This window comes from Azonexus sp. MM2026_4 (assembly GCF_055901855.1).
On sequence record NZ_CM148380.1, the window covers coordinates 2,968,349 to 2,980,971 of the forward strand.

Genomic DNA, 12,623 nt, shown 5'->3' on the forward strand with positions numbered 1-12,623 from the left:
GGTCATTTTGAATACGCGACTGGCGTAGGGGGCACATTTGCCCTCTGCTTGAGGAGCATAAATGCTGTCACGTAACGCGCTAACACGCAGCGGGCGGGGATTCCGGATGCGGATACCGTCCATTAAGCTCGGCCGTATGGTCGAGTGCGAATCGATGTTGGAAGGAGATGTTGTCCTTCTATTGGAATACTCGCCAGGGGTTTTGTCCTACCAAGAACAACCCGCTCTGACCCATTATTGGGATGGACAGGAGATGCGAGCCTATTACCCGGATTTTGAGGTTCTGCTATTGGATGGATCTCGTGTCCATCTTGAGGTTAAGCCCTTCAAAAAGCTGACCAAGCCGAAGATTGTAGAGAAGTACCGAGCGATTGCTACCCATTACAAGCAGACATCCATCCAGTTTCGCATCGTCACGGATCTCGAATGCCAGTGCGAACCACTGCGGAGCAATTTGCGGCGGCTCAGTTATGTGCGGACAAAACTGACGGCGGAGCCGTTGCCTTCTTCGACTGAAATCAGCCGTCTGCTTGGACAAACGACAACCACCCTGGCCTCCTCGGAAATGATCTTCGGGGTTGCGGTTACGCAGCGGCTTTTGGCCTTGGGACGCCTTCACTGCGACCTACGTGCTGAGATCACGTCCGATACGCTCGTTTTTGTAGAGAATGGAGAGCGCAATGCAACGCTGCTCTTTTAAGGTTGGTATGCGCCTGTTGGAGGTCGCGACACAGATCGGCTACGTAATCTCGCGCCGCCTCGCCACGGGAAAACTCCAGTTGTTATCGGACAAGGGCGAAATTCTCAACTTGACCGATTCCGAACTCCATCGAAAGTGGTTGTCGCACGAATGGGAGATTGACGTCGCATCCATTGGTTTCAGTAAGGATGCCATCTACATCACGGTGCCCCGTGATCTGGGGAGCTACCCCGAGAGTCAGCAGCACGAAGCCAAGCGTCGCAAGCATTATCTGGACAAACTCGATCCCGACGCTAACCCCTACCAGCCGGGTCGGTGGCGCCCCGTTATTGAGGACGCGGCCAGGGAGCTAGAGGATCGTTATCCCCCGGCTCCTTCAACCGTCCAGGCTTGGTGGCGCCGATACCGGGCGACCAAGAGCATTACTTGCCTCATCCCACGGAACAAACCCTCATCCGGCCCGAGGGCCAAGAGGCGCTATCAGATATTTGAGGAGGTTATCGCTTCGGTTTATCTCACTAACCAGAAGTTGCCGAAGCTCAAAGTGGTTGAAGAGGTGTTCCGGCGTATCGATGGTGTGAACAATGGACTGCCAACCGATGAGCGGGTCAGGAAGCCGGCTCGAGCCACAATTTACCGCTGGCTAGACAATCTTCAGCAAGATCTCGTAGACAAGGCACGGGAAGGCGCCGAGGCGGCACGCGTAAAGTACCGGGCTGCGCTAGGGAATGTGAAAGTTGGCAGCGTGCTTGAACGCATTGAGATTGACCACACCCCCCTTGATCTGATTGTCATCGATAGCCTGACGATGCTGCCATTGGGGCGCCCTTGGCTGACCTTGGCCATCGATCACTACTCACGCATGGTGGTTGGTTTTTACATCTCCTTCAACGCGCCTTCTAGTCATAGCGTCCTTCAGTGCCTACGCCGGGCCATCCTGCCCAAAGATGAGTGGTTGGCTCGCTTCCCAGATATCAAGGGATCCTGGCTTGCCCATGGCATCCCCGAATTGATTGCCGTGGATAACGGCACCGACCTCCACTCTGAGGCCTTGGAATCCTCATGTATGGAGATGGGCATTCAAATTCTGTTCTGTGGTTCAAAGACGCCGCAGCACAAGGGAGCCATTGAGCGCTTTTTCCGGACCATGAACATGGGCCTGATCCATCGTTTGCCCGGAACCGTGTTTAGTTCGGTGGACGAGCGGGGAGATTACCCTGCCGAGGACAAGGCAGTTATCGACATGCAGTCCTTGGTGCATCTTCTGACCAAGTGGGTGGTTGAGGTTTACAACGTCACGACTCACCGTGGCATCGGCGCTCGACCTAACGACCAATGGATACTCTCCGCTAATCGTCGCATCATCGAGTTGCCGGTCTATCCCCAGCAATTGGAGGTGATCACTGGCATTCCAGCTAAGCGCACCTTGTTCCACTACGGAATCGAGCTTGACGGCCTCCAGTACAACTCCGAGCAACTTCAGGTCTTGCGTCGTCGCACTGGTGAGAACCTTCCTGTTCAACTCAAGTACTACGAGGACACGGTTGCCCACATCCACGTCTTTGATCCGGTCACTAAGGAATATCTGAAGGTGCCGGCGAAGCTGATGGAATACGCTCAAGACTTGCCCCGGGAGATTCATCGTCTTGTGCGGGAGAAGGCCCGTAAGCGTTTCGGTGACCATGTGTTGTCAGATCAGTTGCTACAGGCCAAGGCGGAAATTGAGGAACTGATTCAGGGTGCCCTGAGGGCCAAGAAAATGGGTTACCGGAAGAGCGGCGCAAGAGTTGCGATGCATGACTCCGAGGCCGTACTGCACAGTCAAGATCCGCTGGCTGAGGCGCGTAAGCCGGTTAAGAGGGCCAAAACAGAGCCACCCGAGGTGCTTCCATCGGGCCTAGATGATGAATTGCCTGACTTTTCGGTTGTCAGAAAGGAGGGCTGACGATGGATCCGGTCACCATTCTTTCGCAATATATATCGGCACCAAACGGCCAGATCGTTCCCCATTTTCTTGGCCAGGGGTTCAAGCTGGTTTTGGATCCCCTGCCACATCGGCGCCACCGTGAAGCCATGCACGCTATGGCTGAGCTTCACGTGCGTCGTCGCAAGTACGGCGCTGGTGGCGGACTGCTGCTTTCCGGTCCCTCGGGGGCTGGCAAAAGCACCATGGTGAGAGCGTACTTGGAGAGCTTCCCCAGGGTTTACGAGACCGAGCGTACGCACATTCCCGTACTTCTTGTCTCGGTACCCTCGTCGCCGACTAGCCGTAGCTTGGCCAGTGCCATTCTGGAAGCTTTGGGGTACCCCAAGGCTCACCGGGGTACCGCGCCGGAAATGACAGCTCGAATCCATGAGGGCGGTTTCAAAGACCGAGTGCAACATTTGGAATCAGCCCTGCTTTGTCCATGAAGATGTTATCGAAGAACACCTCGGCGGGAGAGCGCCACCCCAGGGTTTTTCTCGGCCGCATATTGAGTTCCCAGGCCATGTGATCGAGTTCGCGCTGGGAGTGGACACTCAGGTCAGTGCCCTTCGGCAAATATTGGCGCAGCAAACCATTGGTGTGCTCATTGATGCCACGTTGCCACGGGCTGTGAGGATCACAAAAGTAAATTTTCAGGCCGGTGTTCTCGGCCAGCTTCTTGTGCAGCGCCATCTCCTTGCCTTGGTCATAGGTGAGGGTCTGTCGGATCTCAGGCGGCAGCCCGCTGAAGGCCTGCGTGAATCCGTTGAGCGCATCGATCGCCGTACTGCCGTCGAGCTTGACCAGCATGGCAAACAGCGACTTGCGGCACACCAGGGTGCCGACAGCCGAAGCGTTGGCCTTGCCCTTGATCAGGTCGCCCTCCCAGTGGCCAGGCAGCAAGCGGTCGCTGGCCTCGGGCGGGCGTACGTGGATGCTCAGCATGTCCTGCAGCGATCCCCGCCGATCTTTGCCTCGCGTGCGAGGCTTGCGTGCGCCTCGCCCCTGGCGCAGCAGGACGACCAGTTCGCGGCGAAGATCGCCCTTGGGCATGGCATAGATCGCGGTGTAGATGGTTTCGTGGGAGGCTTGCAATTGGGGCTGCTCAGGGTGGCGTTGCTTGAGTTTGGCAGCAATCTGCTCGGGCGAGAGCTTGCGTTCCAGCAACGCCCTGACCTCGGCCCACAAGGCGCCTTGGCGGTGGAGCTTGCGCACCGGCCAGGCCGCACGTCGCACCCGCCGGGCTCGCTTGCCGGCGCGGTTTGCATCGTAGCCGCCAGCCACTCGGGGGCGTCCCATGACGCATTGCTCCTCTTCGCTCTGGTAGCCGTTGCGGCGAAGTTCTCTCGTGATGGTGCTGGGCGATCTGCCAAGCACCTTGGCTATCGCCCGCGCACTACTGGCCTGCTCCTTCATCGCCATTACCACGCCGCGTTCTTCCGCACTCAATTGTTGATACGTTCTCGTCATGCAACTCCTCCGGTTATGAAGTGTTGCACTTGGGATTTGAAACCGCCGAGCTATTTAGGCGCTGTGGTGTGGAAATCGTGCTGCTCGACGAGTTCCAGCATCTCTTCTATGCCCCCAGTCTTAACGCGTTCCGAGACATCACTGACTGGTTGAAGAATCTACTGGAAGCCACCCAGGTGGGCATGGTGGCTTGCGGTTTGCCGGCGGCTGAGTCGGTGGTCAACAGTAACGAGCAGCTGGCAAGGCGGTTTTCTGCGCGGATACGGGTGGCCCCATTTGCCTTCGACCAAGCGAATGATTTTCAGGAATTCCGCGGTGTTCTCAAGGCACTGGAGACCTATCTGCCCATCCCTATGGAAACGCCTCTGCACGAAAGCAATCAGGCTCGACGCTTCCATGTGGGCAGTTATGGACTCATGGACTATGTGATCAAGATCCTGGAAGGGGCTGTTTCGGTCGCCACCGCAGCAGGATTGGAAAAAATTGATCTGTCGGCGTTGGCGGCGGGATTTCGCAATCGGGTCTGGCGGGACGTGCCTGACCGTATCAATCCTTTCCATCCTGAGTCGGTGCTGCGTCCCCTTGACCGTTCTGGTGAGGTATTCCAGTTACACACCCGCCAAGAGCTTGTCGGCTCCCCCGTGGCCAGAAAGCTCGGCATGAATCTCGCCAAAGGAAGTACTTAAATGACGAAGAACAGAATCCCTTTTGCAGACCCTTTCACTATCCCCCATCTCCTGGTACGGCCTGCGCCGAGCCGCACTGAAGGGCCCCAAGGCTACATGCTCCGATTGGCCGAAGCCAATTGCCTGAGTCTGTATGAATTGAAGCAACTGGGGGCTCGCTATGACCCGGGTTGGCTAGGGCAGAACCATTTGTTGCCCAGTCATACCTTGGATCCGGACCTCCACGCTCATATCAACCGTATGGCAGAATTAGTTCAAGACAAGGGGCGGGTTTGGAATCAGCGCCAAGCGAGATTTTGCCCCCTCTGCTTGATGGAGGAGCCTGTTTGGAAGGCCAGTTGGGAGTTGATGTTCCATGATGCCTGCCCACAACACGGTGTCTGGCTGGTGGACCAGTGCAGCTCCTGCGGACAACCAGTGCCTTGGCGGCGTGGACATCTGCTGCGGTGCCCCTGTGGTTCCGATCTCCGACATGAATCTCCCCAAGCAGCTCCCGACAGTGTGCACCGGATGGCCCGATATCTGGAGAAGCTGTTACTAGGTCGGGAAGAAGGTGAGGATTTCCTAATTCTGGCTGGAATGACCATCGAACAGGTGCAACGTCTGATCCGTTTCTTGGGCGGCTATATGGACCCAGTCTCTGGGCCCAAGCCCTTGAAACTCCGACAGGCCTTTTCGATGCAGTCCTCTTGGCCGGTGTCGTCCCTTGCTGCGGAGATCTTGGTCCGGTGGCCTCAAGCATTTCAGGACGGGTGGGCGAGGATGCAAGGACTGGGGGAAGGGAACAAAAGCGGTCTGAAGGGGGTTTTCAAACAGGCCCATACCTATCTGTACAAGGGGCTTTCGGAGAGTGCTTTCATTCTAGTTCGGGATGCCTTTGAGCAGTGGCTTAGCCAGGATTGGAAAGGCGGGCTGAGTAAACGCAATCGTCTTGCTGAACAATTGCTAGCCAATGCCCAGTGGATTCCAGCACAGGCTGCAGCTCGGGAAATCGGCGTTTCACCCAAAAAGCTGCGCGCAATGGTGCAGGATGGCTTTCTGGACGGGCAGGAGTCAGTCACCAGTACTGGACGGCGGTTCATGGTAGTGCGCCGTGATCAGTTGAAATGGGTTCTTGCCCAGCTCGACAACGAGATCACAATGGGCAGGGCTATGGAGATGCTGGGCCTGGGGAAGATGCGCATGCGTCGCATATTGAAACTCTTGTTTCCGAGCGCACGAAGGGTGGCTCGACTAGGACCGATGCCATGGTGTGTGCCCAGGAACGAGGTGGATGAAATTCTTTCTTTGACGGATGGCTTGCCAGTGGTGACGATCCCCGAGGAAGAACAAGTCGCCTTTGGTCATGTCTTGCGCTACTGGACCTGGACTACTGAACAGGTGGCCACTTTGGTGGAAGCGGTGAAGGCTGGACAAATCAAACCACACTCTGTTTTGGGGGGAGCGGTGGGTTTATCCAGTTGGGTGTTCGAGCGCGCACAGCTGAAAAATTGGTGGTCTGGTCTGAACAGTGGAAAGCTGACTTGGATCAGCATCCCGGAAATGGCTAGATACCTCGCTATAAAGGACCAGATGGCCTATTGGCTTTGCCAGAATGGTTACGTATCCGCTGAGAAGCTCGGGACCAACAAGGAGTTGGGCTCCCGCGTGCGGATCGAAGACGTCGAGCGATTTCGGCAGGCTCATGTGTATCGGCGTGATATCGCAGCAAGTTTGCGGACCAGTTCTAAGAAAATGGGGAATCTTCTTGAGGAGGCGGGGATTTTTCCAATTCGAGGGCACACGGTGATGCCGCCACGTCTGGCAATCTATCCTGCGACGGATGAGCTTAGGCGTTTTTTGGCAGACTTGATGGGGGTTGCGCCATCGGAGGTAGAATCGAAGATCAAGGTAAACGCCGACAGCAAGTACGTAGATTCTGTAGGATAATCTCAACTGTTGGGAAATTTGGCTGGATCCCTCTCAAACGGGAACAGCTAACCTCAAGATCTCTCAGTAGGGATATCTCAGTCTGGATGAGACCGTACAATTCGCAACAGAAAGGCCCCCGCGTGGGGCCTTTTTTCCGACCTCTGAAAATGCCGCCGGTCGTCTTCGACCCAAGGTGAAACGCACCACCCATGGCCATCAAGAAATCCGAGCTTTACTCCTCCCTCTGGGCTTCCTGTGACGAGTTGCGCGGCGGCATGGATGCCAGCCAGTACAAGGATTACGTGCTGGTGATGCTGTTCATCAAGTACGTTTCCGACAAGTACGCCGGCCAGCCCTTCGCGCCCATCGTCATTCCGGCCGGCGCCTCCTTCGCCGACATGGTGGCGCTGAAGGGCAGGAGCGATATCGGCGACCAGATCAACAAGAAGATCGTCGGACCGCTGGCCGAGGCCAACAAACTCTCCGAGATGCCGGACTTCAACGACGACGTGAAGCTCGGCAGCGGCAAGGAAAAGGTCGAGCGCCTGGGCAACCTGATCGCCATCTTCGAGAACAAGGCCCTCGATTTCTCGAAGAACCGCGCCGACGGCGACGACATCCTCGGCGACGCCTACGAATACCTGATGCGCCACTTCGCCAGCGAATCGGGCAAGAGCAAGGGGCAGTTCTACACGCCGGCCGAAGTCAGCCGCATCATGGCCAGGATTCTCGGCATCGGCAGTGCCGCCACCAGCAACGACACCACCGTCTATGACCCGACCTGCGGCTCCGGCTCGCTGCTGCTCAAGGTCGGCGACGAGGCCAAGGCCGATGTCACGCTCTACGGCCAGGAAAAGGATGCCGCCACCAGCGGCCTGGCGCGCATGAACATGATCCTGCACGACAACCCGACGGCGCTGATCATGCAGGGCAACACCCTGACCGACCCCAAGTTCCGCGACGAGCGGAATCATGAGTTACTCAAGACCTTCGACTACGTCGTCGCCAATCCGCCGTTTTCCGACAAGCGCTGGAGCAACGGGCTCGACGCCCTCAACGATCCCTTCGAGCGTTTTGAAGGCTTCGGCGTGCCGCCGGCCAAGCAGGGCGACTACGCCTACCTGCTGCACATCGTCCGTTCCCTCAAGCCCAACGGCAAGGGCGCCTGCATCCTGCCGCACGGCGTGCTTTTCCGGGGCAACGCCGAAGCCGAAATCCGCCGCAACCTGGTCCGCCGTGGCTACCTCAAGGGCATCATCGGCCTGCCGGCCAACCTCTTCTACGGGACCGGCATTCCCGCCTGCATCCTGCTCATCGACAAGGAAGACGCCGCTGCCAGGAAGGGCATCTTCATGATCGACGCCAGTCAGGGCTACGCCAAGGACGGCCCCAAGAACCGGCTGCGCGAGCAGGACATCCACCGCATCGTCGATACCTTCACCCGCCAGGACGGCAGCGATCCCCGCTACGCCCGCCTGGTCGGCTTCGACGAGATCGAGAAGAACGACTACAACCTCAACCTGCCGCGCTACATCGACGCAAGCCAGACCGAAGACCGGCAGGACATCGAAGCCCACCTCAAGGGCGGCATCCCGACCGCCGACATCGACGCGCTCGCCGCCTACTGGGCGGTCTGCCCACAACTGCGCGACGCCCTCTTTTCCGAACTGCGCCCCGGCTACCTGCAACTCCGGGGAACGCCCGCCGAGATCAAGCGGCGCATCCAGGAACACCCGCAGTTCGCCGCCTTCCTCGCCGGCATGAACGCCCACTTCGCCGCCTGGCGGCAAGCCTGGGCGCCGCGCCTGAAAGCCCTGCAAGCCGGCTTTCACCCCAAGGAACTGATCGTCGAACTGGGCGAAAGCCTGCTCGCCCACTACCAAGACAAGCCGCTGGTCGATGCCTACGACCTCTACCAGCACCTGTTGGACTATTGGGTGGCGACCATGCAGGACGACGCCTATCTGATCAGCGCCGACGGCTGGCAGGCGCCGACCTACCGCATCATCGAAACCAGCAAGCAGGGCAAGGAAAAGGACAAGGGCTGGGCCTGCGACTTGCTGCCCAAGCCGTTGATCGTCGCCGAATACCTCGCCGCCGAGCAGGCCGCCCTCGACGCGCTCGATGCCGAGCTGGAAGGCATCGCCGGCCAGCTCGCCGAACTGGAAGAAGAACACGCCGGCGAGGACGAGGTCTTTGCCGGCTTCGACAAGATCAACGCCGCCGCTGTCCGTGACCGCATCCGCGAGATCCGGGACAGCGGCGAGGAAAAGTCTGCGGTCGACGAGCTGAAAGTGCTGAAAACCTGGCTCAAGCTCGCCGCCGACGAAAGCGAGCTGAAAAAGCGCAGCAAGGAAGCCGCCGCCGCCCTCGACGCCGCCGCTTACGCCCGCTACCCGCAACTGAGCGCCGCCGAAATCCAGACCCTGGTTGTGGACCGCAAATGGCTGGCGACGCTGGAAGCCATCCTGCACGCCGAAATCGAACGCGTCAGCCAGGCCCTGAGCCAACGCCTGCGCGAACTGGCCGAGCGCTACGCCACCCCGCTGCCGGCGCTGAACGCCCGCGCCGACGAACTCGAAGCCCGCGTCGCTGCGCATCTGGAAAAGATGGGGTTCGCATGGAAGTGAGGGAGCCGAGCGCGAAGTATCTGGCGGGGGCTGCGTTCAAGCAGACTGAAGTTGGGCTGATTCCGGAAGATTGGGAGATTAAGGAGATCGGTGACTATCTTCCATTCTTGACCAGTGGTTCTCGGGGCTGGGCTAACTTCTATAGCCAGCACGGTTCGTTGTTTGTTCGGATAACGAATCTCACGCGAGAGCGTATATATCTCGACTTGGAGGATGTTCGGTTTGTGAATCTACCCTCCTCAAATAGCGAGGGAAAGAGAACACAACTTCAGGAAGGCGATGTCCTTGTTTCAATTACGGCGGATATTGGAATCGTTGGTTACATCACTTCCGCAATACCGCAACCAGCGTACATTAACCAGCACATAGCCTTGGTTCGACTTGGTCCTGCAAAGATCAATTCGCGGTACCTTGCTTACTATTTGGCATCAGAGCAGGTGCAGAAGCTGTTTCGTTCTCTCACGGATTCCGGCGCCAAGGCTGGAATGAACCTGGCAACGGTTCGGCAGATCAAGTTTGCCGTTCCTGGCAAACTGAATGAACAACAAGCCATAGCCACTGCCCTGAGCGACGCCGATGCGCTGATCGAATCGCTGGAACAACTGCTCGCCAAGAAGCGCCAGATCAAGCAAGGCGCGATGCAGGAACTCCTCACCGCCCAACGCCGCCTGCCGGGGTTTTCGGGGAGTTGGGAAAAGAAGCGATTGGAAGAATTGGGACGTTGGGTGGGCGGGATGACGCCATCGATGCAAAACAGTATCTACTGGGAAAATGGCGTCATTCCGTGGATATCGTCTGGTGACGTTAAATCGACAAGGTTGTATTCAACTGGCTATTCGGTTTCAGAAACAGCGGTTAAAGATAAGGCAACCACCCTAATTCCTGAAAAATCGATCATTGTTGTGGTGCGTAGTGGGATTCTTCGTACCTATTTTCCAGTAGCGATGAATATGGTATCGATGGCCGTCAATCAAGATGTAAAGGCTCTTGTCCCGTCAGAAATTGTGTCGGCTGATTATTTGCTCCAGGTATTGATTGAAAATGGAAATCGCATTCTTGCCCGGTGTCTCAAGTCTGGTACTACCGTTGAGAGTGTTGAGTTCAGGTGGCTGAAATCCTTTAGTGTCTGGCTACCATCGATAGCTGAACAAACCGCTATCGCCCAAGTCCTCTCCGACATGGACGCTGACATCGCCGCCGTCGAAACCCGATTGACCAAGGCCCGTGCCATCAAGCAGGGCCTGATGCAGGAACTGCTGACCGGGCGGATTCGCCTGGTGCCGCCGTCGGCGACGGTGCTGCATTTTCCCGCGACACCGGTCCAACCGCCGCCGCCAGCCCGGCCGCACAATGTGCAGTTCGAGGAAGCGGCATTGCTCGGGATGCTGGCCGGCATGTTCGGCAGCGAGAAGTTCCCGCTGGCGCGGGTGCGGCGGACCAAGCTGCTCTACCTGCTGCATCGCCGTAACGAAGGCATCGCCGAGGGCTACCTGAAGAAGGCCGCCGGCCCGTACAACCCGAAGACGCGCTACGAAGGCGGCGAGGGTATCGCCTTGAAGCAGGGCTACGTGCGCAGTGTCCACAACGGCCAGTACGAGGGCTTGATGGCCGGCGCCAAGCTGGCGGAAGCCGAGGCCTATGTGGAAAAGTGGCACGGCCCGGAATTGCGCACCTGGCTGGCGCAGTTCCATTACGAGAAAACCGAAGCGCTGGAACTGCTGGCGACGGTGGACATGGCCATGGTCGAAATCCGGCGCGCGGGTCGGCAGGTCAGCGTGGACGCGGTCAGGCAGTTGATCGCGGCCGATCCGGAGTGGCGGAAGAAGCTGGAACGCGAGATTTTCTCGGACGATCACATCGCGCAGGCTATGGCGCGCAGCGTGGACTTGTTCGGGGAGGCTTGAGTTGTACTTTGCCTGGAGTGCAAGGTGAACTCCGAACAAATGGCGGTCGAGGTCCGAACATTTGATTTGCCAACAGAATTTTATCGTCTATTATCCGCAAATGGATAAATTATCTTTACGAAGATAAAAGAGGATAATCATGAGCCTGGTCTCCTTCCCGCGCACCGCTCTGGCGGATGAACTGGTCAGCACACTGCAAGGCAAGGCGGTTTTCAGCGATGCGCACAATGGGCTTTTTCTGGCGGCACCGCGGCGTACCGGCAAGACCACTTTTCTGCGCGGAGACCTGTTGCCGGCTTTGGAACGGGCGGGGATCGTGCCCGTCTATGTCGATTTGTGGGCCGATCTGGCCCGGGATCCGGGGGCATTGATCGCCGAGGCGATCGGGCGCGCCTTGCAGCCGCATCTGGGCAGGGTGGCCCGGCTGGCCAAGGAAGCGGGGGTGGAAAAGCTGAATCTGGCGGGCTGGTTGCAGGTCAACACCAGCCGCATTGGCAAGATCGATGGTCTGACCCTGGTGGACGCCTTGCGCGCCTTGCACGAAACCGCAGAAAAACCGGTGGCGCTGGTCATTGATGAAGCCCAGCATGCGCTGACCAGCGAGGCCGGCGAGAACGCGATGATGGCCCTGAAGTCGGCACGCGACCAATTGAATGCACCAGCGGCGGTTAACCTCATGCTGGTGATGTCGGGTTCGGACCGGGACAAATTGTTGCGGCTGGTCAATTCCAACGGGGCCCCGTTCTACGGTTCGCAGATACAGCGCATGCCCTTGCTCGATCAGGCCTTCATCGATTTCATTGCCGAGCGGATCGAGACTCAGCGGCCAGATTTGCGACCGGTGGATCGAGGGGCGCTATACCGTGCCTTTGAGGGTTTCGGCAACCGCCCGCAATTTTTCATGGAAGCACTGGGGCAAGCCTTGAGTCCTCTTTCCCGATATGAGGGACGTTTTGAACTGGCCATGCTGGAAGCCGCCTTGCAGCGCCAGCGGGATGATCAGCTTCAGATGGAATCGGATTTCCTCGGGCTCCGGCCGCTGGAGCAGGCGGTACTCTGGCGCATGCTGGAACAGGGGCCACGCTTTCGTCCCTACGACGCCGAGGCGCTGAAGTTCTACCGGGCGCAGACCGGAGAAACGGTGAGTCCGGCAAAGGCGCAGAAGGCCCTGGAATCGCTGCGTGAGCGGATGCCGGCCTTGGTCTGGAAATCGGCGCGGGGCGAATATGCGGTTGAGGATGCCGCCATGCACCGCTGGTTCGAGGAGCGCAAGGCAGCGGGCGACTGGCCGCCACGCAGCCCGCAGAACGATCTGTCGTTTGGTGAAGTTGTCGCCGACAAGAACTGAGGGCGCAA

9 protein-coding genes and 1 pseudogene are annotated in these 12,623 nt (G+C 58.2%); 9 read left to right on the top strand and 1 reads right to left on the bottom strand.

Annotation, left to right across the window (positions count from 1 at the left end; all coding sequences use genetic code 11):
- Positions 1 to 61 precede the first annotated feature (61 nt).
- The 3 genes from AC0KWY_RS14005 to AC0KWY_RS14015 all read left to right on the top strand — a co-directional run bounded on the left by AC0KWY_RS14005 (position 62) and on the right by AC0KWY_RS14015 (position 3,112).
- On the top strand, positions 62 to 700 hold the full coding sequence (locus AC0KWY_RS14005) for a TnsA endonuclease N-terminal domain-containing protein (protein WP_474026114.1): 639 nt from the start codon (positions 62 to 64) through the stop codon (positions 698 to 700).
- The gene (locus AC0KWY_RS14010; RefSeq protein WP_474026115.1) at positions 681 to 2,645 is read left to right on the top strand and encodes a transposase family protein; all 1,965 of its coding nucleotides are present in this window, start codon (positions 681 to 683) and stop codon (positions 2,643 to 2,645) included. Before AC0KWY_RS14005 ends, AC0KWY_RS14010 begins: the two co-directional genes overlap by 20 nt.
- 137 nt (positions 2,646 to 2,782) lie before the next feature.
- On the top strand, positions 2,783 to 3,112 hold the full coding sequence (locus tag AC0KWY_RS14015) for a TniB family NTP-binding protein (protein ID WP_474029731.1): 330 nt from the start codon (positions 2,783 to 2,785) through the stop codon (positions 3,110 to 3,112).
- Here the strand turns inward: AC0KWY_RS14015 and AC0KWY_RS14020 are convergent.
- Positions 3,066 to 4,136: an IS30 family transposase gene (locus AC0KWY_RS14020; RefSeq protein ID WP_474025629.1), complete on the bottom strand. Its 1,071-nt coding sequence runs from the start codon at positions 4,134 to 4,136 to the stop codon at positions 3,066 to 3,068. The genes AC0KWY_RS14015 and AC0KWY_RS14020 overlap by 47 nt on opposite strands.
- 20 nt (positions 4,137 to 4,156) lie before the next feature.
- Between AC0KWY_RS14020 and AC0KWY_RS14025 the strand changes: the two genes are divergently transcribed.
- From AC0KWY_RS14025 to AC0KWY_RS14050, 6 genes and pseudogenes are all read left to right on the top strand, one after another.
- Entirely contained in the window at positions 4,157 to 4,822 is a 666-nt protein-coding gene (locus AC0KWY_RS14025) for a TniB family NTP-binding protein (protein WP_474026116.1), read from the top strand.
- Positions 4,823 to 4,918: 96 nt separating this feature from the next.
- Positions 4,919 to 5,146: pseudogene (locus tag AC0KWY_RS14030) on the top strand (hypothetical protein); the annotation flags it as partial.
- Between the two features lie 186 nt (positions 5,147 to 5,332).
- The gene (locus tag AC0KWY_RS14035; RefSeq protein WP_474029772.1) at positions 5,333 to 6,751 is read left to right on the top strand and encodes a hypothetical protein; all 1,419 of its coding nucleotides are present in this window, start codon (positions 5,333 to 5,335) and stop codon (positions 6,749 to 6,751) included.
- A 191-nt stretch (positions 6,752 to 6,942) separates the two neighbouring features.
- On the top strand, positions 6,943 to 9,363 hold the full coding sequence (locus AC0KWY_RS14040) for a type I restriction-modification system subunit M (RefSeq protein ID WP_474026117.1): 2,421 nt from the start codon (positions 6,943 to 6,945) through the stop codon (positions 9,361 to 9,363).
- Positions 9,354 to 11,267: a restriction endonuclease subunit S gene (locus AC0KWY_RS14045; RefSeq protein ID WP_474026118.1), complete on the top strand. Its 1,914-nt coding sequence runs from the start codon at positions 9,354 to 9,356 to the stop codon at positions 11,265 to 11,267. Before AC0KWY_RS14040 ends, AC0KWY_RS14045 begins: the two co-directional genes overlap by 10 nt.
- Positions 11,268 to 11,406: 139 nt before the next feature.
- On the top strand, positions 11,407 to 12,615 hold the full coding sequence (locus tag AC0KWY_RS14050) for an ATP-binding protein (protein WP_474026119.1): 1,209 nt from the start codon (positions 11,407 to 11,409) through the stop codon (positions 12,613 to 12,615).
- Positions 12,616 to 12,623 lie beyond the last annotated feature (8 nt).